20 protein-coding genes are annotated in these 25,877 nt (G+C 62.2%); 5 read left to right on the top strand and 15 right to left on the bottom strand.

What is annotated here, in order from left to right:
- Positions 1-24: 24 nt before the first annotated feature.
- Complete coding sequence (locus tag FXY94_RS07620) at positions 25-819, top strand: sulfite exporter TauE/SafE family protein (RefSeq protein WP_016664449.1); 795 nt, start codon at positions 25-27, stop codon at positions 817-819.
- 19 nt (positions 820-838) lie between these two features.
- On the opposite strand, the gene FXY94_RS07615 is transcribed toward FXY94_RS07620, so the two are convergent.
- The 13 genes from FXY94_RS07615 to FXY94_RS07555 all read right to left on the bottom strand — a co-directional run bounded on the left by FXY94_RS07615 (position 839) and on the right by FXY94_RS07555 (position 18,279).
- The gene (locus FXY94_RS07615) at positions 839-1,537 is read right to left on the bottom strand and encodes a GntR family transcriptional regulator (RefSeq protein WP_040386529.1); all 699 of its coding nucleotides are present in this window, start codon (positions 1,535-1,537) and stop codon (positions 839-841) included.
- A complete protein-coding gene (locus tag FXY94_RS07610; protein ID WP_016664447.1) occupies positions 1,530-3,155 on the bottom strand; it encodes a dipeptide ABC transporter ATP-binding protein in 1,626 nt (541 codons plus the stop codon). The genes FXY94_RS07615 and FXY94_RS07610 overlap by 8 nt, the downstream gene beginning before the upstream one ends.
- Before the next feature lie 9 nt (positions 3,156-3,164).
- Positions 3,165-5,009: a gamma-glutamyltransferase family protein gene (locus FXY94_RS07605; RefSeq protein ID WP_016664446.1), complete on the bottom strand. Its 1,845-nt coding sequence runs from the start codon at positions 5,007-5,009 to the stop codon at positions 3,165-3,167.
- A gap of 4 nt (positions 5,010-5,013) precedes the next feature.
- Positions 5,014-5,892 (bottom strand): ABC transporter permease, encoded by an 879-nt coding sequence (locus FXY94_RS07600; protein WP_016664445.1) that lies wholly within the window; start codon positions 5,890-5,892, stop codon positions 5,014-5,016.
- On the bottom strand, positions 5,889-6,845 hold the full coding sequence (locus tag FXY94_RS07595) for an ABC transporter permease (RefSeq protein ID WP_016664444.1): 957 nt from the start codon (positions 6,843-6,845) through the stop codon (positions 5,889-5,891). The genes FXY94_RS07600 and FXY94_RS07595 overlap by 4 nt, the downstream gene beginning before the upstream one ends.
- Positions 6,842-8,461: an ABC transporter substrate-binding protein gene (locus FXY94_RS07590; protein ID WP_016664443.1), complete on the bottom strand. Its 1,620-nt coding sequence runs from the start codon at positions 8,459-8,461 to the stop codon at positions 6,842-6,844. The genes FXY94_RS07595 and FXY94_RS07590 overlap by 4 nt, the downstream gene beginning before the upstream one ends.
- A 118-nt stretch (positions 8,462-8,579) precedes the next feature.
- A complete protein-coding gene (locus FXY94_RS07585) occupies positions 8,580-10,961 on the bottom strand; it encodes a ComEC/Rec2 family competence protein (protein WP_016664442.1) in 2,382 nt (793 codons plus the stop codon).
- Complete coding sequence (locus FXY94_RS07580; RefSeq protein WP_084813945.1) at positions 10,942-11,778, bottom strand: helix-hairpin-helix domain-containing protein; 837 nt, start codon at positions 11,776-11,778, stop codon at positions 10,942-10,944. The genes FXY94_RS07585 and FXY94_RS07580 overlap by 20 nt, the downstream gene beginning before the upstream one ends.
- 94 nt (positions 11,779-11,872) lie before the next feature.
- On the bottom strand, positions 11,873-12,541 hold the full coding sequence (locus FXY94_RS07575; RefSeq protein ID WP_016664440.1) for a vitamin K epoxide reductase family protein: 669 nt from the start codon (positions 12,539-12,541) through the stop codon (positions 11,873-11,875).
- Positions 12,534-13,514, bottom strand: coding sequence for an NAD-dependent epimerase/dehydratase family protein (locus FXY94_RS07570; protein WP_016664439.1), 981 nt, complete (start codon positions 13,512-13,514; stop codon positions 12,534-12,536). The genes FXY94_RS07575 and FXY94_RS07570 overlap by 8 nt, the downstream gene beginning before the upstream one ends.
- Positions 13,511-16,174: an alpha/beta fold hydrolase gene (locus tag FXY94_RS07565; RefSeq protein WP_016664438.1), complete on the bottom strand. Its 2,664-nt coding sequence runs from the start codon at positions 16,172-16,174 to the stop codon at positions 13,511-13,513. The genes FXY94_RS07570 and FXY94_RS07565 overlap by 4 nt, the downstream gene beginning before the upstream one ends.
- Entirely contained in the window at positions 16,168-17,193 is a 1,026-nt protein-coding gene (locus FXY94_RS07560) for a 3-oxoacyl-ACP synthase III (RefSeq protein ID WP_040386946.1), read from the bottom strand. The genes FXY94_RS07565 and FXY94_RS07560 overlap by 7 nt, the downstream gene beginning before the upstream one ends.
- Before the next feature lie 114 nt (positions 17,194-17,307).
- Positions 17,308-18,279, bottom strand: a complete 972-nt coding sequence (locus FXY94_RS07555; protein ID WP_016664436.1) for a sugar phosphate isomerase/epimerase family protein — start codon at positions 18,277-18,279, stop codon at positions 17,308-17,310.
- Between the two features lie 82 nt (positions 18,280-18,361).
- On the opposite strand from FXY94_RS07555, the gene FXY94_RS07550 reads away from it, so the two are divergent.
- The gene (locus tag FXY94_RS07550) at positions 18,362-18,973 is read left to right on the top strand and encodes a thymidine kinase (RefSeq protein ID WP_016664435.1); all 612 of its coding nucleotides are present in this window, start codon (positions 18,362-18,364) and stop codon (positions 18,971-18,973) included.
- A 41-nt stretch (positions 18,974-19,014) separates the two neighbouring features.
- Positions 19,015-19,869: a pyridoxal kinase PdxY gene (pdxY, locus tag FXY94_RS07545; RefSeq protein WP_016664434.1), complete on the top strand. Its 855-nt coding sequence runs from the start codon at positions 19,015-19,017 to the stop codon at positions 19,867-19,869.
- Positions 19,870-20,089: 220 nt separating this feature from the next.
- On the opposite strand, the gene FXY94_RS07540 is transcribed toward pdxY, so the two are convergent.
- The gene (locus FXY94_RS07540) at positions 20,090-20,329 is read right to left on the bottom strand and encodes a hypothetical protein (protein WP_016664433.1); all 240 of its coding nucleotides are present in this window, start codon (positions 20,327-20,329) and stop codon (positions 20,090-20,092) included.
- A 168-nt stretch (positions 20,330-20,497) separates the two neighbouring features.
- Here FXY94_RS07540 and FXY94_RS07535 point away from each other — a divergent pair, with 168 nt between their 5' ends.
- Both FXY94_RS07535 and FXY94_RS07530 read left to right on the top strand, forming a co-directional pair.
- Entirely contained in the window at positions 20,498-21,997 is a 1,500-nt protein-coding gene (locus tag FXY94_RS07535) for an MFS transporter (protein ID WP_016664432.1), read from the top strand.
- Between the two features lie 17 nt (positions 21,998-22,014).
- Positions 22,015-22,587, top strand: a complete 573-nt coding sequence (locus FXY94_RS07530) for a TetR/AcrR family transcriptional regulator (RefSeq protein ID WP_016664431.1) — start codon at positions 22,015-22,017, stop codon at positions 22,585-22,587.
- 1,897 nt (positions 22,588-24,484) lie between these two features.
- Here FXY94_RS07530 and FXY94_RS07525 read toward each other — a convergent pair.
- A complete protein-coding gene (locus FXY94_RS07525; protein WP_016664428.1) occupies positions 24,485-25,858 on the bottom strand; it encodes a UTP--glucose-1-phosphate uridylyltransferase in 1,374 nt (457 codons plus the stop codon).
- Positions 25,859-25,877 lie beyond the last annotated feature (19 nt).

The raw sequence follows: 25,877 nt of genomic DNA, 5'->3' as shown, positions 1-25,877 counted from the left end.
TACAACAAACTGGAGGTGGAACCCGTGTTGGGTTTGAGCGCGCTGCTGCTGTTCGTCATGGGCATACTCGCGGGCATCGTCAATGCAGCCGTCGGATCCGGTTCTCTCCTCACCCTCCCCGTGCTCCTCGCACTCGGCGTCCCGCCCGGCGTGGCTGTGCGCACCAACACGATCGGAATGTCCTTCGCGACAATCGCCTCCGTCCTTGGCTTCCGCAAAGAAATCGCGGCAGAGAAGCGCCACCTCGCTCCCCTTTCTCTCACCACGATCGTGTGCGCGAGCGCCGGCTCGATACTGCTCCTCCTCTCCCCCTCGAGCGCTCTCGACATCGTCGTGCCCATTCTCATCATCGTTGCGCTCGCCCTCGTCATCGGTCAGCCCTACCTGACGGCGTGGCTCAATAAACGGCGCGAGGCCGATCCTGGCACGCAAACGGGCCCCGTCGGCGAGGCATACGAAAGCCCGTGGCTCGTCGCGCCCATGGGGGCGGCCGCCGTCTATGGCGGATATTTCACCGCTGCACAGGGCGTTCTCTACATGGGGATCCTCGGCATCGCCACGTCCCGCAGCATGAAAGACGTCAACCCGGTCAAGAACCTCATGCAGCTCTACGTCAATGCGACGGCCGCAATTGTCTACCTCGTGGCGTTTGTGTTTTTCGACGCGCACGTGTGGTGGGTTGGCGTCGTCATTCTCGCCGCGGGCGGGATGATCGGTGGCTATGTTGGCTCGCACGTTGCGAAGCGGCTACCGAACTCGGTATTGCGCGCGACCATCGTCGTCGTCGCACTCGTCGCACTCGTGCGACAGTTCGTATAGAAAAACGTGAGGGCGCTCGTTACCGATCCTCGTCGGCCAAACTCGAGAGGCTCGCGACGAAGGCGTCGCGCGATGCCTCCAGGTGGGCACGCATCCGCTCGTGCGCGCTGTGCGCATCCCCCGCGCGCACGAGGTCGTAAATCACTTTGTGCTGATCCCAGGCAGACGTGTCGCGCGTAACCGTGAAGCCACGATGCGCGCTATGAAGCCACTCCACGCGCCCGCCGATCTGCTGGAGAATGTGGCTCAGCACGGGACGCATGGCTAGATCCGCAAGTCCCTGGTGCACGCGGAGATTCGCCTCCGCGATTCCAGCACCGTCTCGATTCGCAAACGCCTCGTCGCCTTGCGCGAGGGCTTCCTCAATTTCCATGCACAGACGGCGCGAACGCTCGACGTGGGCAGCCCCGGGAGCGGAGAACTCGGCAAATCGCGCGGCTGCGTCCCGCACGAGTGAGGTTTCGAGGGTGATGCGGAGGTCAAACAGCTCGCGCGCATCGTCAAAGGGCGGGTGGGCCACGCGGGATCCGACGTTTGCCCGCGTATCAACGAAGCCCTCCGCCGTGAGGATGCGCAATGCCTCACGCACGGGGACGCGCGACAGCTCAAACTCCTTCGCCAAGGCAACTTCACGAAGCGGAGTGCCGGCCGCGTACTGGGCAGCGATAATTCGCTTGCGCAGGGTGGCGGTCACGGTCTTAGCCGCGGCGTCAGACACGCATGAACTCCCTTCCGGGGACGGCATCGAGCAACCCTCGCGTGTACTCGTGTTGAGGGTTTCGCACGACATCGTACACCGAGCCCTTTTCCACGACCTTTCCGGCCTTCATCACCACAACGTCGTCCGCGAGATTTGCCACCACCGCAAGGTCGTGCGTGATGAACACGCAACTGACACCAAGGTCTTTTTGAAGGTCACCGAGGAGAGCGAGGATTTGGTCTTGGACGAGAACGTCGAGGGCTGAGACGGCCTCATCACACACGAGGAGTTGAGGATGCGCCGCGAGCGCCCGGGCGATTGCAACGCGTTGGCGCTGACCGCCCGAGAGCTGCCCGGGAAGCACACGAGCGGCACTCGACGGTAGTGCAACGTGATCGAGCACCTCGAGAACACGCGCACGGCGCTCGCTTTTGTGCCCGACTCCGAATGTGTCGAGAGGCTCGCGCACGATCCGTTCGACCGTCCACATCGGGTTGAGCGACGAGTACGGGTCCTGGAACACGGGCTGCGTGAAGCGGCGAAGTTCCTTGCGCTGCTGTGCGTTCGCGTTGACGACTGAGCGCCCGTCGAGCTTCACTTCCCCGCTCGTCGCTTCCTGCAAACCGAGGATAATCGAGGCCAGGGTCGATTTTCCCGACCCCGATTCGCCAATGATCGCGAGGGTCGATCCACGTTGCACCGTGAAACTGACGTCGTCCACTGCACGAACCTCGCCCTTGCGCGCGCCGCGCAAGCGAAAGACTTTCGTCACCTTCTCAACTTCGAGGACGTTTTCGCTCGACGCGCCTTCTCCCCCCTCGCATGCGGAAGCACTCTTCTTCGTTCCTTCGAGCGTGGGGGATGCGTCAACGAGCTCCCGCGTGTATGGGTGCCGGGGATTCGCAAGGACCTGCCCCGGCGCCCCTCTTTCAACGATCTCGCCCTTGCTCATCACGAGAACGGTATCGGTTCGATCGGCCGCAACGCCAAGATCGTGCGTCACAAAAAGCAGCGACATCCCGCGTTCTTCCACGAGGGATTCGAGGTGGTCAAGAATGTGCTTTTGAACGGTGACGTCGAGTGCACTCGTCGGCTCATCCGCGATCACGAGGTCGGGGTCACCCGCGAGTGCAATCGCGATGAGAATCCTCTGACGCATGCCCCCGGAAAATTCGTGCGGATACTGCTTCGCACGCCGCTCGGGATCCGGGATGCCCGATTCCGCCATGAGCTGCACAACCTCGCGTTCAATCGCCTTCTTGTCCTTCATCCCGTAGGCCCGAAGCGCATCAGCAATGTGATCGCCAACCCGCATCGTCGGGTTGAGGTTCGACATCGGGTCCTGAGGCACGAGCGCGATCCGCTTGCCGCGGACGTCTCGCCATCGTGTGGGCGACGCGTTCACGAGCTCGGTTCCGCGATAGGTGATCGAGCCACCCGTGATGCGACCTTCGCCAGGCAGTAGGCCGAGGATGGAGGCGATCGTCGTGGACTTGCCAGAACCGGACCCGCCTACGAGCGCGAGCTTCTCCCCCGGTCTAAGCGTGAAAGACACTCCGCGGACAGTGGGGCCGGCCGCGCTCCCGTACGTGACGTCAAGGTCGCGTACCTCAAGCACGAATTCATCTGTGTGCATCATGGAGCCTCACCTTCCTGCCGCATATCCTTGCTGGCCGCGATTATTCGCCGCGGCACCGAGCATTCCTGTCACCGGGTCGCGCGTCACGGCGCTCAAACGCCCGAGTGACCACGTCCCTGCCCGCACGACTCGGTGTCCGCGAGCCTCGAGTTCGCCAATGACCTCATCGCCCAGCGAATCCTCGACCACGAGCTGACCGGGTTCCCACGTGCGCGGCCAAAAGCTCTCGAGCATCGAGGTCGTGTGCATCATGGGCGATTCGATCGCCTCTTGCGGGCTGTACCCGCCCACGAGCACCCGCAGAAGGAAGAGAAGCTGCCACTGATCCTGCTGATCCCCTCCCGGCGTTCCAGTCGCGAGGATAGGCTCACCGTCTTTCAGCACGAGAGTGGGGCTCAGCGTCGTGCGGGGTCGTTTCCCGGGGGCGAGGGCCGACGGTGACCTTTCGTCCAGCCACGTCATCTGGAGCCGAGTGCCAAGGCAAAAACCCAGTTCGGGAATCGTCGGTGAGGACTGGAGCCACCCACCCGAAGGTGTCGCGCTCACCATATTGCCGAACCGATCCACGACATCGATGTGAACGGTGTCGCCGCGCAATTCGCCCGTTTCAGGATCCGTTTCTTCCTCCCCCGTGTTCACGCGCACGGTCGGCTCACCTGCAGCGTCACCGCGCGCGCCGCCGCGCGCATCGTATGCCTCACGAGTTTCAGCACACACGAGCGTTGGGACGCGCCCACCGGGGCGACCGGGGCGAAGCTCCTCCGACGCTTTCTCGCCTATCAGCGCGCGGCGAGAGGCGAGGTACTCCTCGCTCAACAGTTCCTCGAGCGGCACACTATTGTCGTCGCCGAAAAACGCATCGCGATCGGCAAGCGCGAGCTTGAGGGCCTCCGCGATCGTGTGGATACCGCGAGCCGTCGACGGATCGAGATCTTCATCCTCAAAGCCCTCGAGAATACCGAGCGCAAGAAGCAGCACGGGCCCCTGGCCCCACGGGCCCGTCTTATAGAGGTCGAAGCCCCTAAATGACGCAACCGTCGGACTCTCCACGCGCGCACCCGGGCACGCGAGGTCATCCTCTGTCAGCACCCCCGCGTAATCACCGCCGTCGGAATGCCGGTGCGGCTCCTGCACAAAAGCGGCCATCACTTTGGCAACGGGGCCCGTGCGCCAACGCTCACGCGCTGCACGAACCCCACTGGCACGGTCCTCGTGCGCCGCGGCTACATCGACAAGATCCTCGAGCACAGTCGCGTAAGCAGGATTCTTCACGATGTCGCCGGCTTTCGGCGCGATACCGTCGCGCAGCCAGAGATCGGCAGACGTCGGCCAGTGCTCCACAAAAAACTCGCGCATGGACTCAATGACGCCTGCCGCGCGTTCGAGCAAAGGATGGCCCTCGCGCGCGTACCCAATCGCGTACGAGAGAACCTCCCCCAAGGTGAGCGTTCCGTACTCTTGAAGCAGAAGCAGCCAGGCGTCCACAGCGCAAGGAATCGCGGCCGCAAGCGCACCCGAACCGGGCACACGCTCGAGCCCGAGCGCCCGATATGTTTCGACACTCGCACCGGCGGGAGCAGCGCCTTGCCCCATGAGTACACGCGGATGGCGCGGGTCCTCGGCAGTCACGAATACCCCCGTCATGTCACCACCGGGACCGTTTAAGTGGGGCTCGACGATGTGCAGCACGAATGCCGCAGCCGCCGCCGCATCGAACGCGTTACCGCCCTTTTCCAGGACCGATTGCGCGCTCGCGGTCGCAAGCCAGTGCGTCGATGCGCTCATTCCAAACGTGCCCTTGAGATCGAGACGGGCGAGCGGAGCCGGGGCGGGTGTGAACGACGTCGTCATGGGGTCATTCCTTCGACGAGTTGGGATCGAGTGCATCGCGCAACGCATCACCAAAAAGGTTGAATGCGAAGCAAATGAGCACGATGGTCAAGCCAGCCGCAATCGCGACGGTAGGTGAGCGGTAGATGCACTGCTGCGCATCGGAAAGCATGATGCCGAGGCTCGGCGCTGGCGGTTGAATGCCGAGACCTAGGAACGACAGCATCGACTCGCCGATGACGGCAGCGGGAAGGATCACCGTGACCTGCACAATGATCGCGCTGAGCGTATTCGGCAGAATGTGCATCCCGAGGATCCTCACGAGGGAAGCATCGGCAGCAATCGCCGCCGAGACGAAGGCCTCTCCCTTCAACCGCATCGTTTCGCCGCGCACGACGCGCACCATCGACGGAATATTGCCAACGCCCAATGCAATCGCCGCATTGGTGAGGCTCGCACCCGAGATCGCGGCGAGACCCACGGCGAGCACAAGAAACGGAAATGCAAGAGTCACGTCAACAAAGCGAGAGATGACCATATCCGCCTTGCGCCAATATCCCGCGAGCAAGCCGAGCGGCGTCCCCACGACAACTGCGAGAGCAACGGCGAGCAGGCCGACGAGAAGTGAAGCTCGGGTGCCGTACAGCAAGCGAGAGAGTACGTCACGCCCAAGGTCGTCGGTTCCGAGCCAAAAGCCCTCCGTGAACGGCACCTGGAAGGGGTAGGTGAAATTCGTGTCGGCGTAGTGGTACGGAGAGATCACTGGCGCAAGTAGCGCTGCGAGAATCACGAACGCCACGAGCACGGAACCGACGAGGCCCGCGGGAGAAGCGAGGAGACGCTTGCCCACGCCTTTCGTAGGGGCGTAAGTATCGGATGAGTGTGAGATCGCGGTAGCAGTCACGATGCGGCACCTCCCGTTCTGATTCGCGGATTGACAACGGAGTAGAGGACGTCCACGAGGAAATTAATGACGATGTAGGCAACCGTCACGAGCAGCACAACGGCCTGGATCACGGGATAGTCACGCGAAAACACCGCATCGAGCGTGATGCGCCCGATTCCCGGGAGCGCGAAAATACGCTCGGTCACAACGGCACCGGAAATCAGACCGCCCAGCTGGAGACCGACGATCGTGACGAGCACGATGAGCGAATTGCGAAGGCCGTATCGAAACAAGATGCGCGAGGGAGCGATGCCCGTCGCCCGGGCCGTGCGCACGTAGTCCGTCGCCATCGTGTCGATGAGACTCGCACGAGTTTGGCGCGCGATGACTGCTGCGAGCCCCGATCCCAGCACGAAGGCAGGAAGCGTGAGGTAGTACAGGCACCTCAGCGGGTCCTCCGTAAGGGACACGTATCCCGAGGCGGGGAACCACCCGAGCGAGACGGCAAGCACGAGAATCGCGAGGAGGCCCAGCCAAAAGTTCGGCACGGAGAGCCCGAAAAGAACGGCGATATTCGCCCCGAGCTCGTCGATTTTGCCCCTGCGACGCTCGGCATAGACCCCGAAGAACAGCCCGATCACGATCGCGACGATGATGGCATACAGCGAAAGCAGGACCGTGACGGGAAGGGCGGTCACAAGCATCGACACAACGTCCTGGCCCGTACGCGTCGATTCCCCGAGATTCAGTGTGACCGTGTTCTTCACGAACGCGCCATACTGGACGATCAGAGGTTCTTCGAGCCCAAGACTTGCCCGAATCGCCTCGATTTGCTCCTTTGAGGCCTCCTCCCCCGCCATTGCGACGGCGGGATCGCCCGGAAGCGCACGTACGCCAACGAAGATCACGATCGACGACAGCACGAGCGTGCACAGCGACTCGAGGAAGCGTATGGAGATAAAGCGGGTCATGGCTGCTTCCCTTCGATAAAAGCCGCGTGGGACAGCTTGACGACGCCGTCCGCGTAGGTCGAGACCCCCACGAGATTCGCCCTGTAGGCGGTGAGCGAGCGCTGGCGGTACAGGTAGATCACGGGGTTCGTTTCCTGCATGCGTTTCACAGACGCTCCGTACAGCGCGGAGCGTTCGTCAAGGTCGGTGACTTCAGAAGCCTTCGTGAGCAGATCGTCGAGCGTGCGATCGCTGAAGGCCGCGTAGTTGTTGTTCGCGTCGGTGGTCCAGAAGTTGTACGCGTTGCCGTGGGGATCCACACGGCCAGACCAGCCGAGCTGAATCGCCTCGTACGTACCCGAATCCTGAGCCGAGAGCATTGCCGTGTACTCCGTAGGAACAACCCTTATGGCGAACCCCGCTTCCTTTACTTGGGCCTGCAGGGCCTGGGCGAAGCGGAGCGAATCTTGAGAATTCGAGACCTTGAGGGTGATCGGGTACGGCACCGGGGCGCCCGCCTGCTCGAGCAAACGCTTTGATTCCTCCGGATCGTACTCAGGACATTGAGTGGATTCCTCGGTCGCGAACGGACTCGAGGGCGAGATCGGCGAGCACGCTGCATCGAACCACCCGTTGAACACCGTGTTCACGAGAGCCCCTCGATCGATCGCCTTCGTGAACGCGAGTCGCACGCGTTCATCGGTCGCTATGAGGCCCTTATCGAGGGGGTGACCAGCGTCGTCCTTGGGCTCAAGGTTGATGGTGATGGCTTGGTATCCAAGCGAAAGCACCTGGAGAGTGTTAATATCACGCGATGCCTTGACCGCTTCTATGTCCTGCGGCGAGATGCTGTCGGCAACGTGCACGTCGCCACTTTGGATATTCGCGGCGCGGATGTTGGCATCGGCCATGATCCGGTAGGTCACGCTGTCGAGTCGCACGTTGCGCGCGTCGTAGTAGAGCGGATCGCGTTCGACGGTAATCGAGGTTTGCGGAATGCGCTCAACGAATTTGAAAGCCCCGACCCCCACCGGATGCGATGCAAAGTCATCTCCGAGTTCCTCGAGGGCCTTCGGGGAGAGCATCATGCCCGCACGATCGGCAAGCGCAGCGGTAAACGGAGAAAATGACTTTTCGAAAGTCACCCGCACGGCAAACTCTTCGAATGCCTCGATGCCGGTGATGGGGCCGAGCTCCGAACGCCGGGAGGACTGCTCGTGATTGAAGTGGCGATCAAGCGTGATACGAACGGCTTCGGCGTTAAACGGCTCACCGTCTGCAAAGACCGCATCCTCACGTAGGCGGATCACGACCTCACGCCCATCGTCGCTGATCTCGGGAAGAGCGGCGGCCAGCATCGGAACGATCTCACCTCTGTGGTTGAGGTCGTAGAGCTTCTCGCACATCGTTTGCATGACGTAACGGGTATAGAGCGAGGACGACGTCGTGGGGTCGAGCTTGTCGGGCTCCGCTGAGAGCGCCATGACGAGATCGCCCCCGTTGTGCAGGTTTTGACCCGTGGAATTACTATCCACGATGTCGGGGCGTTCGGGGGGATCATCCAGTTCTTGGCGGGGCACGCACCCCACACCAGCGAGCGCAACAAGGCCCGCACCGAGGATCGTTCTGCGTTTCATCCCGCACCTCCCTTCCGAGAAGCTTTCGGGGCACTTCCCCAAATCGTTGTATACAAAGTAGGAGGTGTGGGACGGTTCGTCTAGCGAGTTCACATCGTGAGACTTTTTGTATACATCGCTATCGTAAGGTGCGCACCAACCACCCATCCCCGGCGCGTTTCATCACCACCATCCCGTCAACATCCGTGCGCCTCACCGCCATTCCTCGCTCCGCTAGCAGTGACAAAGTGCGCTGGTGAGGATGCCCAAACGTGTTCGCGCCTACACCAATGACGGCAATCGAAGCGTGCGCCGCATCGTAGAGCGCCGGCTCTTGGCGACGCGAGCCGTGGTGCGCGACTTTGACGAGCTCGACCGCCTCGACAGCACCAGATTTCGCTAGCACGGCTTGCGCATCAGGCTCTAGGTCTCCTAGCGTCAGAGCACTCCACGTGGGCGTTTTCACGAGCATCGAAATCGAACAATCATTGAGTGCCGATTCCTCTCCCCCGCCCTCGCCTGCCCCGAGGGCTCTCGCTTCCTCGGCTGAACGCGGCCACAGAACTTCGAGGGACAGCGACCCAACGGTTTCCGTACGAGGCGCGAGCACGGTGTCCACCTCAGTCCGAGGGAGCTTTGCTTTCGTCGAGGTATCCAGCGGGCACACCCACGCCTGCTGCGGCGTACGCTTCCCCGTCAACGCGGGTATTCCGCCGTCATGATCAGCGTGAGGGTGGGTCACGACGAGGAGGTCGATCGCCCCGACTCCCGCACGGTCCAAACATCGGGCGAGCATGTTCGGGTCTGGTCCCGTATCGATGAGTACTGTTTTTCCCCCGGCGCGCACGAGCATTGCATCGCCCTGCCCAACATCGCACATCACGACATCCCAGTCTTCGACGTCCCCGGGGATCAGCGTGGAGACTCCTCCGAAAAGGGCAATCACTGCGAGGAATACGAGCGCCCAGCGCACCTCGCGGCGCGTGCGCAACCAAAGCGTGAGCCCTACGACGATGAGCACTCCTGCCGTGGCCAGTGCACCTCCCGCGCCGGCGGGCAACGCGATGTGCGCTCCCGGAAGTGCGGCACTCACCTGTGCAATGAGCACGAGAACATGCGCACCTGCCCCCGCAAGGGCGAAGAATGGTACGCCGAGCGGCGCCCACACATGCGCGACAATAATGCCAACAAAACCGCTCACGGTTGCGGGCGCCACGACGAGTTCCGCGGCAATGTTCGCAGGCACAGCCCACACTGACGTTTCGGGAGCAAGCAGGAGCAAGATCGGTGTGCATGCGGCCTGGGCAACCGTCGGAACGGAAACCACAAGCGCGAGATTGCGGGAAATTCTCTCGCGACTGACCTGCCGGATAACCTCAGCAAGCGGAACCGAGAGCGCGAGAATAGCGCCCGTCGCACCGACGCTGAGCACGAAGCCCACCTCTCCCACGAGCGCCGGATCAACGACGCACCATGCGAGAACGGTGAGCGCAAGCGCGTTGAGAGGCGGCGTGCGAAAACCCGCATAGCGTCCAATCATGAGGGGAACGGCCATGAGTGCGGCTCGCAGCAAGCTGGGCTCCGGGCCCACTGCCGCCACGTACACGGCGATCCCCGCAGCCCCCGCCAGAACCCGCGCTTTGCGGCGCACGCCCACGGCAAGCAGCGGCAGCGTGACAAAAGCATAGGTGAGAGCAATGTTTGCCCCCGAGGCAGCAACGAGGTGCGTGAGCCCGGAGGTCGCCATATCATCCTTCACCTCTCTGGCAAGACCCGTCACGTCGCCAAGGGTCATGCCCACGACGAGCGCTGCTTCATTGGCAGGCAAAAACGAGGAGGCTAACCGTACGACCTCTTTTCGCTCTTCTCGCCAGGAGTCAAGGACACGCCCTACGGCGGCCATCGCCCCCTCACCCTGAGCAGGTCGTGACGGCTCCGGCTGCCAGTCGGCAATCTCGAGAAAGAGCGTGGAGCCATCCTTTTCGGCGTATCCCCGCGCACGCAGTATGTCTCCGCGTTCAAGCGAGAAGGGATCGCCCCCGCGCGTGTGTTTCGACCAGGTGAGCACGATTCGTATCTGCCTCGAAATCGCTTTGTTTCCTGCACCAACCGTGATCCTCGAAAGCTCGGGCTGGCTCGACGCACGCGCAACCGTCGTATCCCACGCGCGCACCTTTAAGGGTTCTGACGGTTGCTCGCGTAAGGCGACCTGCACCTCCGTCACAACGTTTCTTTCGCGAAGAGCTTCCTCGAGGCTCAGGTTCTCGCTGTGCACGCGTGCAACTGGCCCTGCGATTGCCGCACCGAGAAGAACAGCAAGCAGTGCATGTGCCCGCAGGCGTTTCTCTCGCACTATGGCCAGGAGAAGCGCCGGTATAACGACGGCGAGAAGCACGACAGGTCCGAGAGACACGCTCGCAATGGTTGCCGGCCAGAGCACAGCGGCGTGTGGGATGAGGCTCAGCCCCCTCACGGGCCTCACACCACACCCGTTCACGCCCTCAGATAGTGATGCGCTCACGAAGCTCCTCGAAGATGGCAGGACCAATCCCCTTGACATCCTGGAGCTGTTCGATATTCGAGAATGGGCCGTTGGTTGTGCGATGCTCAACGATTCTGGCGGCGATCGCGGGGCCCACGCCGGGAAGCTCGTCGAGCTCACTTTCGGAAGCCGTGTTGATGTTGACGAGAGCGCCGTCCCCGCTGGCCTCCGCTCCTGGGCCCGAGGGGGAAGACTCGACGCCGGTCGCTGGCCCCGCGATTTCTGACGGGATTTCTTCCCCTTCGCGTGGCACATACACCTGTTCGCCGTCGCTTACGACGCGCGCGAGGTTGATGCGGCCCAGATCGGCGTCTTCGGTGGGTCCGCCCGCAGCCTCGAGAGCATCGCCGACGCGCGCGTGTGACGGAAGTTCGACGAGCTTCGGTTGCCTCACTGCCCCCACGACGTGAACCACCACCGTCTGCTTACCGGCAGCGGGAGGATTCGAGGCCCCGGGCGCCGGAGCAGTAGAGGCGGGTGAGGATGCTTCCGGCGCCGACCCCTCGGCGATCGCCGTCGTTACTTCCGGTGCCTCCTCGAGAGGCTGCGCGTTGACTGCGACCCTGTCGTCACTCGGCGTCATCGACGTAGCCATGTGAGCCCCGCCGAGCACGAGCGCCCCCGCGGTAAGGATCCCGAGTATGACGCGCGGGTCCTTGAGTGCTGACCATCGAGGACCCCGCTGCCCGCCGGATCCTTCGCGTGACCATTCCTCAAGATCGTCCCACGAGCGTGTGTTCACACTCGTTCGTGCATCTGCGCGGTGTCGCCTCTCGCGCCCCGTCGAACTGTTCATAGCCTCCACGCTAGGAACAAGGAGCGCCCACGAAAAAGCCCCGGCGATCCACTGGGGACAACCGGGGCTTGTGGAGCCTAGAGCGCGACGGGGCCTAGAAGAACATCGCCTGCCATTCGGGCAGGAACACAAAGAAAGCCGCCACAATCACCACGGCGTACCACGCGAGAGAAAGCGCGATCCACGAACGCAGCACGGTGCGCACGAGCCCGCGCGCCTCGATAATGCCCTCCTCCACGAGGAAGGTCACGAAGGACCAAAACATGGGTGGCACAACCGCCCACACTAGGAGGCACCACGGGCACAGGGCGTGAATCGCAAAAAGGGCATTACTCGAGAGCCACAGAATGAAGGCGAACGCAAAGGCGAGCCCTCCGAACGTCGCCCACTGGAACCAGCGCGGAAGCGCAAGTCCCGAAAGGTGCAGTGCGCCGACGACACCCATGATCGAGAATCCCATGAACCCGAGGTACATGTTCGGAAAACCGAACGTCTGTGCCTGCCACGTTTGGATAAACGTCCCGCACGAGATGAACGGGTTGATATCGCAGGCCAGCGACGCATTCGCGTCCGCGAGAATCGCGAGCTTATCTTGCATAAGCGCGAATGACGCGACGATCCCGAGGACAGACCCGATGAGCAGCACGAGCCCAACGGTGCGCTGAGAAGCTCGAGGCTTCGCGTCTTGCTCAGCGCGAATCTGAGCATCAATGGCCGCAATATCCTTCTCGCCGTACGGAGAAGTCGTTAAATCTTCAGTCACGCGCCTTATCGTAATACGCTTTGAGCTTCGCGAAGCCTTCGTCCATACTTACGCGCGGCTTCCACTGCAAACGCTCACACGTACGTCGCTGATCAAACCAATGCGCTGTCGACAGCTGCTCCGCGAGGAACTCGGTCATGGGCGGCTCATCGTAGCCGGGCCGCAACTCCCACGCCTTCTCGATCACGCGACCCGCAACGCGTGCGAGCGGGCCAGGAACCGTGATTCGCGGGCGCGAGACACCGGCCGCATCGCACAACCCCACCACGAAGTCGCGAACCGTGCGCGGCTCGCCATTCGTAATCACAAAGCTCTCTCCGTGCACGTCCTCGATGCGATCGAGTGCCGCGACGAATGCCTCGGCGGCGTTATCAATGTAGGTGGTGTCAATGAGCGCCATGCCGCGGTCGAGAAGGGGCATCGTCCCCTTGCGGCCACGCTCGACGATGCGTTCCACGAGCTGGGTGTCACCGGGGCCCCACACGATATGCGGGCGCAAAGTCGTGACGAGAATGCCATCGTTGCCGTCTGCCTCCATCGCCACGAGCTCAGCGGCGGCCTTCGTGCGGGCGTAGGGTCCGCGGGCGCGCGTAGGCTCAGGGGCGGTCGCGTCGAGCCCGACGATAGCCTCGCCAAAGTGGGCGACGGACGGCGAGGACGTGTTGACGAGCTTCCCGCCGCCCTGGGCGCGAAGCGCATTCACCACGTTGCGAGTGCCCTCGATGTTGATGGCGCGGTATTCCTCCTCCGGACCCGAGATGGAAACCTTCGCCGCGAGATGAACGACCGCGTCGTTGCCGTCAACGGCACGGCGCACCTGGTCCGCCTCGGTCAGCGAGCCGCACACGTCGGTGATGCCTTCAATCCCCGCGGGGCGGCGCTGGAACGCACTCACCTCATGGCCCGCATCGCGAAGCCGCTTTGCGACCTCGCCGCCGAGCATGCCGCTCGCACCGGTCACGAGAACCTTCACAGCGCACTCCTTTCACCGGCCAGCTCGCGCGCGGCCCACGCCCCAAGGCGTGCGCGCTCGATCTTCGAGTTGTGGCGGATGTCGGTCGGAAGCGTCGTCGTTTCAAAAGCAGCCGTCACGGCAATACCCGTTGCCGCTTCAACGGCTTCGCGAATCGCGGCCTGGCGCTCGGGAGTCGCGGGCTTGGGCGTTTGGCCCTTACCCGGGCGGAACGTCGCCGGGTCTTCGTAGATCACCACGACCTGCTGCGTTCCCGCGGGGCCTACCCCGCATACACCCGCGCGACGCACGAAGTCGAGGCTCTCCGCCGCCTTCTCGATCTGCACGGGCGTCACGGGTCCCGCCGCAGTCGTGACCACGTGCGCAAGACGCCCCTCAACCCACAGGCGACCCTCGGCATCGAGCTGACCGACATCTCCCGTCGCGTGATAACCCTCGCAGCGCATCGACTCTCGCGTCGTATCCCACAGCATGAGGTAGCGGTCGCGAACGTGCGCGGCACGGACCATAATCTCGCCGACAACACCGGGCTTAGTGGTGACCGTGGAGGCTGCGCGGCCGTCGGACTGAAGCGGCGCGATTGCGAGCTCCACACGCGGGACGGGCGCACCCACGCACACGCCGCTTCCCTCACCAGCAGCTTCAATTCCCTCGAGGTCGATCGCCGCGACCGCGAGGCACTCGGTCATGCCGTAGGGCGAATACGAGTGTGCGTTCGGGAGCACATCGCGTAGCGCGCGAAGAAGCGGCGCGGGAATTGGTGCCCCCGCGCTAAAGAAGCTCGGCACTCGCGAAAGTGCCTCGCGCTGGCGCTCATCGAGCGCACCAGCCGTGTCGATAATGTTTTGGAGCGCAGCCGGAGCAGTGAAGACTGCCGGTGAACCGAGTTCATCGACGGCATCGGCGAGGGCGCTCGCGGTGAGCTCACCAGGGCGCGTCACGTCCATCTCGGGCACAATACTCGGCGCACCGAGGGCCGGTCCAAGCAGTGCGAACGGCGCGAACCCGGCAACGAGTCCGCGCTCCGGGCGAAGCTGAAGCGTGTCGCCAACGGCCGCGAACATCGCGCTCGCCTGCCGATGCGTGTACACGGCCCCCTTCGCGGGGCCGGTCGACCCCGATGTAAACAGCACGAGCGCATCCGCATCGGGATCGATGTCGGACCATTCATCGCCGCCACCAAGAGCGTGAATCTGCTCGCCCTCGCGCATGAGCTCATCGATCGATGTGCTTACACCAAACACAGCGCGATCGATCGTGGGCAGTGTGCGCACGGAAATACGTTCACCAGGCCAACCGAGCGCACGGGCTCCCGCAAGAGCCGTAGGGATCCCCACGACGTAGTCGATGTGGGCGCCCACAATTGCGCGCGTGAGGCCCTTGACCCCCAGGCCAGCATCGGCGACGACGGCAATCGCGCCGATCCGGAGGCACGCATACAGCACCGCCGTGAGGTCGGCGCCTGGCGTCACGAGAACGCTCACACGATCACCGGCCTTGATGCCATGCGCACGCATTCCACTCGCGAGCTGCGACACTCGCTTTTCAAGAAGACTCCACGTGATCGTGCGAGGGCCTTCGGCGAGCATCTCGACGACAGCGGGTTCATACGCCGTCGTCGGATCGTTTGCGCGCTCAGTAATGAGCGAGCCTAAACGTCTGTACTCGGGCTGTTCGGCAAAGCTCGAGACCGAGCGTTCGCGATGGTCGGCGCCGTTGATGAGTCGTTCCTCGAGCCAGCGCCGCACGAGCGGGGCGACGGGCGCGTCGTCCCACACGAGATGCGAGGCGCCTTCGAAACGATGCACATCGGCATGCGGAACACGTTCAAGAAGATCGCGAAGGTATCGGTCCGAAAAGACAACATCGCGCGGCCCCCACACCATGAGGGTGGCAACGTCCATGCCCTTGAGACCCTCCGCAAGGCGCTCAAGGGTCGCGCGCGAGGGGTGCTCCGCGCTCGCCGGAATATCGGCGACGAAGGTTTCGATGCCCCGACGGCGCGCTCTCGACCGATACGGCGCGTAGTAGCCCTCCCGCACCTCGCGCGGCAGCTGCGGCTTAGAGAGATTCACGGTCGTGCGAAGAAACGCATCCGTGCGCGACGTCGAGAACGGCAGAAAACCGGGGGCCGTTGCGAGTTGAAGTGAAGCCGGGAGCGACTCGCCAAGTTCCTGATGAATAGCGGTGTTCGTGAGCACCATGCCGATCACGTCGTGACGGTTGTCGAGGGCCCAGCCGATCGACACAATGCCGCCCCAATCGTGCCCCACCGTCACGACGTTGCCGGAAAGGCCGAGTGCATCCGTAAACAACGAAAGATCGGTAATGCGATCCTGCAAGCGTCGCTCACGTCCCGTGCGTTCCGAGTAGCCCATCTCGAGCTGGTCAACGGCAACGACACGCCAACCGGCTTCGAGCATCTCCTCGTTGAACAAGCTGCGATACAGAAAGGAGTAGGTGGGGTTGCCGTGCACGCACAGAAGCGTGCCGCGGGGCTCAATGCCTCGCTCGGCAAGTTGGCGGTCGTTATCGAGGTAGTGCCAGCGGCGCATATCACCGAACGAGTCCCGCACCTTGAGCGTGTGGTGCAGTTCAGGCTGAACGCCGGGAAGATCGGGAACGTCCTGCACGTCCTGGAAGGTCTTCGCGCTCACCACTGGACCTCCATCATCGCCGTGTTCAATCCCGAGCCCACACCGAGGAGCAAAAGCTCATCGCCCTTCGCAAAACGATCCTGGTTGAGGGCGAGAGTGAGCGGAACGGCCTCCGCGGCAATGTTGCCAAGTTCGGGGAACGTCACCGGAATGATCTCAGGGTCGATTCCCATAGCCTTCGCGAAGGCACGCGTGTACACCATCGACACCTGATGGGTGATGTACCACTGCTTATTCGAATAATTCCGACCGCTTTCTTCGGCCGCGCGCCACGTTTGCGTCACGAGCTCGAGACCGTTTTCGAGCAGACCAGCCGTATCGGTACGCATGTCGTCCATATTGCCGATGCACAGCTCGTGATGCTCGGTGCCCGCGCGCGTTTGCGTGTGCACGATCCGGTGGCCATCCGGGTGCTTATCGAAGCGTCCCACAACAGCCGCGGCAGCGCCCGAACCGAGCGTGAGCGACGCAAACTGGTTATTGAAATTCTGACGCGTCGAGTTCTTGTCGTTCAAGCGCGCAATGGTGCGCCGCTGCACTTCCTCGACATCCTCCGCGCCCACGATGAGTGCGTAGTCGATTTGACCGGCGTCGATGAGCCCGGCGGCGAGAGTCATCGCATTAACAAAGCCGAGGCACGCATTCGTGATGTCAAAATTCATGCACGAAGCGGGCATACCGAGCGCCGCGTGAATATGGGCACTCATCGCCGGCTCGAGGTGCTGACGCGAAACGGAAGCGTTGATCAGGATCCCGACGTCCTCGCGTGTGATGCCCGCGCTCGCCATCGCACGCTCAGCGGCGATCACGGCACCCTGTTTCCACCCGTTTTCCGGGTCCTTCCACCATCGCCGCTCGTACACACCGGCGACGCGCTGAAGTGTGCCCTTCGGCAACCGCAAGCGCTTGCGGGCCGGTGAAAGCATCTCGTCGATCGAGTCAGAAGTGACGGGAACCTGAGCTTCCACGGCGGAAACGGAGAGAATGGCGGCGTTTTTATGGTCAAACGCGGTGTTGGGAATCACTACTACTATTCGCTTTCGGTCTCGGTTCGCGCCTCTCAAAGCGCCCCATTATTGTCCACCGAAGCACTGGAGATTTGGTGAAAAAGTGACCAGTTCAAAGGGCTTTGGCGCTCAAACGTGACTGAGTTCTCGGCGCGCAACGACGAGCGAACGTTCGATAGGGGCGAGCTTCGCGTCGAAGTTCCGGCTCGTGCCCGTCGCGATCTCCACGATGACAGACCCGCCCCATCCACGACGCGCGAGCCTCTGCAGAATCTCGGCAACCGGCTGATCCCCCTCGCCCGGCACGAGGTGTTCATCGCGCAGCGTGTGGCCTGAACCGTCGGTGAGGTGGAGGTGGCTGAGCCGATCCCCGACACGTTCGATCATCGCGAGGGCATCATCACCCGCGGTTGACGCATGAGAGAGGTCGATCGTCAGGTGGGCGTAATCCTCATCGGTCGGGTCATGATCCGGGTAATACGGAAGGGCCTCGCGCACCCCGAGGCGCCACGGATACATATTCTCGACGGCAAGCGCGATCCCGTAGCGCTCTTCGAGCTCGGCAACGATCTCCACGAAGTTCTTGGCGTAACGCCCCTGCCATCGGAACGGCGGGTGGGCGACAACCGTCGGAACCCCAAGATCCACCGCGAGGCGCATCGTGTCCTCAAGCTTCTTTTTGGGGTCGAGACCACCTGCGAACTGCAAAAAGAAGAGAGTCGGTGCGTGAAGCGACAAAATCGGCAGGTCGTACACACGCGTGAGGGTCTCAAGGCGCATGGCGTCACGGGTAGCCGGATCGAGCGAACACATGACCTCGACGCCGTCATAGCCCGTTTCCCGTGCCGCCTTGAATGTGTCTTCGAGGCCGAGCGGGAACAGCGACGAAGTGGAAAGCCCAATGGGAATCGTGCGACCAGCGCAGGTTCTCGGGTGTGCGGCTTCGCTTGTTTCAGTTCGGCCCGCCCCATCATTGGAGTGAGAAGCGCTGGGTCCGACGCCTGCTCGGCTCCTCTCACGCCACGCTCTCGAGTTTTTTCTCGCCTGGTTCTTACGGGTGAAGACCTTTCGGCCGTTGCCACTTTTGTCGCTTGTCGTCACGCCTTCACGCTAGCAAGGCCAGGTGCACTAAGGTTGTGGAGGATATATTCACGCGCGCCGAAGGGATGCTCAGGAGGAACCGATGGCTAAGCTCCACTTCAAATACGGCGCGATGAACTCGGGAAAATCCGACACCCTTATCAAGACGGCCTACAACTACGAGGAACGCGGCCTCGGCACCATTACCGTCAAGCCCGCTGTCGATACGAAGGGCGAAGACTGGGTGCTCGCGCGCGGAGGCGCGAAGCGACGGGTCGATGTTCTCATTGAGTCCGGGCACGACCTTCGCGAAGAAATCAAAGCGTTCATCGCTGCTCGCCCTGAGCGAAACTTTCATGTCGTTCTCGTCGATGAGAGCCAATTCCTGGACCGCGATCAAATCGACCAGCTGTTCCTCGTCGCCAAGAACGACCAGATCTCCGTCATCTGCTACGGGCTTCGCACCGACTTTCTCGCCTGTCAATTTCCCGGCTCGTCGCGCCTGTTCGAGCTTGCCGACAACTTCGAGAAACTCCCCACGATGTGCCGCTGTGGGTCGCAAGCCGAGTTCAATTGTCGAAGCGTGAACGGCGCGTTCGTGTTCGAAGGCGACCAAGTAGCGATCGATGGCGCGGGCCGCGTGACCTACGAGTCGCTGTGTGGCACGTGCTACCTCGATGAGAAAGCTCAAGCGCTCGGCCCCGCTCTCTTCTAAACACCGATGTTTCCCGTTCCCAAGCCGTCAAGGAGTGACGCATGAAAATTCTGTCGATCCAATCTGCCGTGGCCTACGGCCACGCGGGCAACTCCGCGGCGGTGTTCCCGCTCCAGCGTCTCGGCCACGAAGTGTGGCCCGTAAATACAGTTCTCTTCTCCAATCACACTGGCCACCCCACATTCCGTGGCCCCGTGATCGACGCGAAGGACGTACACGAGGTCGTTCTCGGCATCGAAGAGCTCGGCATCCTCGGCGAAGCCGACGCTGTTCTCAGCGGTTATCAGGGCTCCGCTGCCGTCACTGACGTCATCCTCGATGCCGTTGAGCGCGTCAAGAAGCACAATCCACGCGCCGTGTATATCGCCGACCCAGTGATGGGCAATGCGGGCGAAGGTTTCTACGTGGATTCCGATATCCCGCCGCTCATGGCGAACAAGGTTGTTCCGGCCGCGGAGGTGCTGACTCCGAATCACTTCGAGCTGGGCGTGCTCACGGACACCGATGTGTCCACTCTCGAGGGCACCCTCACTGCTGTCGAACAACTGCGCGCCGAGGGCCCCGACACCGTTCTTGTCACGAGCGTACTCACCGATAAAACCACGCCCGGCACCCTCGAACTTCTCGTGGCCGATTCTTCCGGCGCTCACCTTATTTCGACACCGCGCCTGAAGCGCAAGGTTCACGGCAGCGGCGATGTGACGACGGCTCTTTTCACGGCACACTTGCTTGGCGGCGCCGGCCCCGTTGAGGCGCTCGAGAAAACTGCCGCGTCGGTGTTCGAGCTCATCGACCGCACCCTCAAAGTGAATGCACGTGAGCTCTTGATCGTCGAAAGCCAGGACGCGTTCGTCAATCCCGACACGAAATTCAAGGCCCACCCCCTCCCTCACTGAATTCCATAGGGGTTGTGGGGGTTTGAATCCACAGGGTTTAGGGGATATTGGATCCTAGGTCGTTTCGGCTTTGACTCTATAGGGTCCTGAAGCTTTGATTCCAGCGCACTTGCGCGACATACGCCGCGTCATGAGGGTGGAGAAAAACGGCGAGAGCATTTCCGAAACGGTGCCGCCTGATTTTTCCCGACCCTTGCCTTGCCCCACGGGAGGCTAATTTTTAGTTCTTCTTGCGCGGTTTCGTTAACGTTTTCTTCTCCGCGTCCGGGTTCAACGGCCCCAGCGTTTCCTTACCCCGCTGGGGAATACCGAGATACTCCGTTGGCTCTTCATCCCCCACAAGACGCGCCTGCCGAAGATCCGAATACATCCACTTCGGTTCAGACCTCACCTGCACAGTGCCATCAATCGGCTGCCACGCACCCCCACCAACCGAAAACTCCCCACTAAAAACCGTCACCAACGACACCTCATACCACCCCTCAAACGCATACCCAAATGAGCGCCACGCTCGTAGTCACTGGCTTTAGGCGCCGTGAACAGGGAGTGACGCGGACCTCTCTCGCAGTAGACATAACTATACTATCCATCAGGTACAGTTACGTTGTTCACGATTAGGGAGACGCGCATGTCCACGATGACGAAACGGCGACGCTGGTCGCTGCTGGTGACTGTCGGAGCGGGGCTCCTACTGATCACCCTCGACAACTCGATCCTGTACACGGCATTGCCGACACTGACCGAGGACCTTCAGGCATCAAGCACCCAGAGCCTGTGGATCATCAACGCCTACCCCCTGGTGATGGCGGGCCTGCTGCTCGGTAGCGGGACCCTCGGTGATCGCATCGGCCACACGCGGATGTTCGTCGTCGGCCTGGTGATCTTCGGGTTGGCGTCCCTGCTCGCAGCGTTGGCGCCGTCGCCCGAGGTGCTGATCGGTGCACGCGCTGTGCTCGCTGTCGGTGCGGCAGCGATGATGCCGGCAACCCTGGCACTGATCCGCACGTACTTCACGGTCGAGCGCGAGCGGAATTTTGCGATCGCGATCTGGGGCAGCCTGTCGGTCGTCGGGTCCGCTCTCGGTCCGATTCTCGGCGGCACGCTGCTCGAGTTCTTCTGGTGGGGCTCGGTGTTCCTGGTGAACGTGCCCGTAGTGGCGCTGGCGCTGGTTGCTACCTGGTTGATCCGCCCGGCCAATGACCTGGATCCTTCGAAGCGCTGGGATGCCGTGTCTTCGATACTGGTGATGATCGGGCTCGTCGGAACGGTGGTGGCCATCAAGGAGATCGGCCACGCGCCCCCGTCTGTCGCGACCATTGTTGTTGCGCTGCTCGTTGCTGCCATCGGGTTCTGGCTCTTCGTGCGCCGTCAGCGGCGCCTGGAGAATCCGCTGCTGGAGTTCTCCATCTTCCTCAACCCGGCGTTCAGTGCTGGCGTGCTCGCCGCGGCGTTCGCGATGTTCGCCATCGGTGGCATCCAGCTTGTCACCACGCAACGGTTCCAGCAGGTCGTCGGCTTCAGTCCGCTGGAGGCTGGGCTTTTGGTTGCCGTGATTGCCGTGGGCTCGTTGCCGACAGCGCTCCTGGGTGGTGCCTTCTTGCACCGTGTCGGGCTGCTCGCGCTGATCACCGGTGGTCTCGCCGTCGCCACCGGCGGCGTCGTGGTGACGGTAGTCGGGTTCCAATCATCCTTCGGCGTGCTGGTTCTCGGCCTTCTGGTGACGGGTGCCGGTCTCGGAGCTGCCATGTCGGTCGCCTCCACCGCCATCATCGGGAACGTGCCGGTGCGCCGTGCAGGCATGGCCGCTTCCCTCGAAGAGGTCTCCTACGAGTTCGGCAGCCTCATCGCCGTGTCCGTGCTCGGAAGCCTGCTCACGGCCATCTATACCGCCAGTGTTGTCCTCCCCAACGGTGCACCGGCGGCGGCTGGTGACGGTATCGCCGAGGCACTGGAGGCGGCGCAGGGAGACGCCGCCATCATTCAGGCGGCCTCCACGGCCTTCGACTCCGCGTGCCTCGTCGTGATGCTAGTCGTTGCCGGCGTCCTGGCAGCGGCCGCTGTCATCACGGGAGTGCTGCTGCGTCGGTACCTGCCTGGCACGCAGTCACAGCTGCACTCCGAGCACTGACCACGAAAGGACCGCTCATGCGGACCAGCAAACGAGACTCCATCCTCCAAGCCGCCCTCCACGTTGTCGAAACCGACGGCGTCACGGCCGTCACGTACGAATCGGTGGCCGCCGCCTCCGGACTCACCAAAGGTGGGCTGCTCTACCACTTCCCCTCGAAGGACGCCCTGGTGCTCGCGCTGCACGAGCATCTTGCCGAGCGCTGGGACCACGAGATGATCAACGTCCTGGGCAAGGACCCAGACGAGGCAACGCAGGACGAGCGCGTCACCGCCTACGCCCGCGTGAGCGCTCGCAGCGCCACTGGCCCCGAGCTGCTGCTCATGCTCGAGGCGAGCACCGACAGCGAGCTCAACAAGCCGTGGAGAAGGGTCATCTCCCGATGGATACCCGACCCTGCCGAGATTGACCCGACTGACCCTCGGGCGCTGCAGAAGATGGTCGTGTACCTTGCCGCCGACGGACTCTGGCTTAGCGAATCCGTCGGAGCCGCCCCCCTTCCGCCCGAACTGCGCGCCGCGCTGGCAGAGCACCTCGCCCACTCCGTTGCGGACGCAGCCGGAACCTCGAGCAACGCGGCGAACCGATGAGCGCATCCATCTCGTAGATCTGAACCGATCCAGGTTCGCTGCCGCTGCCTTTCGCCTTCTCAAGAGGCTGCTCGTTCGCGGCCTCGTCGAGTCAGTGCCATACAGGGGCACCCCAGCGGGACAGTTACGGCGCAGTAGTTTGCTGTTGCCAATAGGCTCGGTCTCGCCATTTTTGCGACACATCTGTCGCACTGGGTATACCCCATCGACACATCCTTACTCGGAAACGGCCTACCGGGAAACAAAGTCGTCAACACCGTCCCATCACCAAAATCCCAGATATATTTCACCGGCGTCGCCCGCACACTCACAGCCCGACCAAGCATCTCCACCTCAAAAGTCTGCACCCGAGACTCCGCCCACACCACCATGTCCAACCCAATCGGAATCCACTCTCCCGGCGGCCCCAAATGCGCCACAAGCGGCTCCACACCAAGCGACCGAAAATCCTCCTGCGACACCACCGGCATCACAGAACCACCGCCACCCGAGCTCGAAGACGGCGACGAACACCCCGACACACGCTCCGTCCCCAAAATCGGCGCCCCCGTCGATACCTCTACCTCATGTCCCACCACAACTGACGCCCCCGGAAACGCTACCGGACACGCTGCCCGCGCAGTGCGACAAAACGACGTCACAGCAAGCAACCGAAACACATCAGGCCCACCACTACGACAACCCAAATCCCGATCACTCGCCGACACCCACACCCGCCGCGGGCCATCCGTCACCGCATCACGCTTGCCCGAAGGTTTATCCGGCGCCCGCCCATTTGACCCGCCATTAATGGGGCCTCCAGGTTTTCTACCCTCGATTGTCAAAGATCCAGTTTCAGCGACTCCATCAAAATCAATATCTGAGTTCTCTTCACCTAAGACCGGTGCCGACCAACTTGAAATGGCGATTGCCGCACCAATCAACAAGCCGAAAATTTTACCGCGAGACATCGTCCGCCCCTTTCCAAACACCCTCTTGGATCTTCCAAGATCCGTTCAGGTAACGGAGGCGAAATGCTGATGCTTTTCTTTCACTTTTAACCGTTTCACTACTTAGGCCCGGCTCTGTCACCACCACATCGTTGACGGTGTATCAATATTCCACTTGAGTGAAGTCGTCGTTAGTCTCAACGACCCAAATATCATCTTCAGAGATCTCGGCGGGCGAAATATGTTTAGACTTCTTCCGCCACCGATCTATGCCGTCAATAACACGTTGGCAATTTTCGCACTGACGGGAATCAACCACGTTCCCTAGCGGTTCCGTATCGCCCGTGGCATACCCGTAATACATCCATCAACAAAGTACCTAGCTGTCTCCTGGGCGCCCTGATCGGTTTCGTACTTTATGCCCGTGTAGTCCTTGAAATCAGGAGCCTCAAGCGCCGCGTTTTCCGGCGGAAGATTCGGCGTGCGGCCGGACGCTTCACCACCGCCATCACTGCCACCACCCGAATCGGAACCGCCATCATCACTGCTCAGAGGAGAACTGGATGACTGCGCGGCAGGCGTCGGACCACCCGCAGACTCACCACCACAGCCCACGAACCCAGCCGCCACCACAACCGCGACACTCAACGCACCAAGAACCTGTGCCCGCCCGCTCCGCATACACTCCCCCATCCAGCTCGACGCGGCCCCACTCCCCCGAGCGAGGCCCATGTCACATAGCCAACCAGAACGCTAAAGGCTGCGCAACGGGTGTTTGGAAATTGTGGAAGCTCTTCATAGGCGAAGAGAGTTTGGCGAGCCGGCATCCGCTCGACTTAGCGGCGCCTCGCCTCGGCCAGGCGCGTCAATGACGACTGGGCGGCTGCGCAGCATGGAAACGGGGGCCTGGGCGGGCCACATGCACCGCGCCAAACCCCCGCAACCCCTATGCAATTCGAGGAGGGGAACTAGGGGAGGATTCCGCCCTCAGCTCCGAGGGTCACGTCACCTTCAATCCGGACGCCCTCATTGAACGTCCAATCCCCCTCAACGGTGAGCGAAGACGCGTCTTTAAGGCTCGGCGCACCACCCGGGAAACGCTTCTCGAAGTCACCCACGAGCTTGTAGGGGCTGTCGGCGAGCTTGACGAGCGGGGCCTTCTCGATGACCTTCTCAAGAGCGTAATCCTCGGTGAGCTCGTAGACATCGGAGCGCACGAGCAGCAGGTCGCTCGTTGTTTTCACGGGCAGGAAGCGCGAGCGGTCAACGACAATCGCGGTGGCTCCCTCGAACACCTCGATGGCCGCTCCCATCGCCGATTCAATCTGGTAGACGGGAGTGCTCGACTTATCGGAAGGATCAACAGTCTTTTCGTTGCGGATGAGTGGCAGGCCCATGACGCCCTCACGCTCGGTGAGGATCTCCTTGAGCTTCACGAGATCAAACCACAGGTTGTTCGTGTGGAAGAACGGGTGGCGGTGCTCGTCGGTGAAGTAGTCCATCTGCTCCGCCGGGGTTTGGGCGGTGTCGCGCAGGATAAGGCGAGAGTCGGACTTACGGATAGCGAGGTGGCCTCCCTTGCGGTCCGCTGCTGTGCGGCGGCACAATTCAGCAGCGTAAGGGGCGCCGGAAGCGGCAAACCAGCCGGCAATCTCGGGCGAGGGAACGGTGCCGAGGTTGTCTGAATTCGAAATTGAAGCGTAGCGGAACCCCTGTTCGAGCAGGGCATCAAGCACGCCCGAGGTGAGAAGGGCCGTGTAAATATCGCCGTGGCCCGGCGGGCACCATTCCAGCTCCGGGTTCTCGGGGAATTCGACGGGCGTGAGATCGTCGCGGCGAAGCTTCGGTTCCTTATTCTGAAGGAAGTCGAGCGGCAAATCCCCCACCTGAAGGTCGGGATATTTAGCGAGCACCTCGAGAGTGTCCTCGCGCGTGCGGAACGAGTTCATAAACAGCAGCGGGAGGCGGGCGCCAGTCTTCTTTCGAGCGGCGAGCACCTGTTCGACGATGATCTCGAGGAAGCTCTTGCTATCGCGAACAGGGAGGAGCGACTTCGCGCGATCCATGCCCATCGAGGTGCCAAGCCCACCATTGAGGTTGATGACAACGAGCTTCGAGAAAGCATCCTTCGCAACCTCGGGATCAACCTCGACATCGGCGAGTCGATCCACCTCGGTCAGTGGCGAGATCGTCTCTTCCGGGATCGAACCGGTCACGCCCTGCTCGAGCTGGTGGTAAAAGTCGCTGAAGACGTTAATGGCAGCTTCCGCCACGCCCGCCTCGCGCATTTTCTGCTGAGCGAGGGTGAGTCCGGTGGCATTCGTGTCGTTGTCGTAACTCATGCCCCCAGGATAAGGCGCT

Origin of the sequence: Dermabacter jinjuensis, assembly GCF_902381725.1 — a bacterium.
Classification (GTDB): Bacteria; Actinomycetota; Actinomycetes; order Actinomycetales; family Dermabacteraceae; genus Dermabacter; species Dermabacter hominis.
This window is presented reverse-complemented; position numbering and strand designations above follow the sequence as displayed.

Excerpts from the sequence above, each read along its gene's own strand:
- FXY94_RS07610 (WP_016664447.1), bottom strand. The coding sequence starts at position 3,155 with ATGCACACAGATGAATTCGTGCTTGAGGTACGCGACCTTGACGTCACG.
- FXY94_RS07605 (WP_016664446.1), bottom strand. The coding sequence starts at position 5,009 with ATGACGACGTCGTTCACACCCGCCCCGGCTCCGCTCGCCCGTCTCGAT.
- FXY94_RS07595 (WP_016664444.1), bottom strand. The coding sequence starts at position 6,845 with ATGACCCGCTTTATCTCCATACGCTTCCTCGAGTCGCTGTGCACGCTC.
- FXY94_RS07590 (WP_016664443.1), bottom strand. The coding sequence starts at position 8,461 with ATGAAACGCAGAACGATCCTCGGTGCGGGCCTTGTTGCGCTCGCTGGT.
- FXY94_RS07580 (WP_084813945.1), bottom strand. The coding sequence starts at position 11,778 with ATGAACAGTTCGACGGGGCGCGAGAGGCGACACCGCGCAGATGCACGA.
- FXY94_RS07550 (WP_016664435.1), top strand. The coding sequence starts at position 18,362 with ATGGCTAAGCTCCACTTCAAATACGGCGCGATGAACTCGGGAAAATCC.
- pdxY (WP_016664434.1), top strand. The coding sequence starts at position 19,015 with ATGAAAATTCTGTCGATCCAATCTGCCGTGGCCTACGGCCACGCGGGC.
- FXY94_RS07535 (WP_016664432.1), top strand. The coding sequence starts at position 20,498 with ATGTCCACGATGACGAAACGGCGACGCTGGTCGCTGCTGGTGACTGTC.
- FXY94_RS07530 (WP_016664431.1), top strand. The coding sequence starts at position 22,015 with ATGCGGACCAGCAAACGAGACTCCATCCTCCAAGCCGCCCTCCACGTT.
- FXY94_RS07525 (WP_016664428.1), bottom strand. The coding sequence starts at position 25,858 with ATGAGTTACGACAACGACACGAATGCCACCGGACTCACCCTCGCTCAG.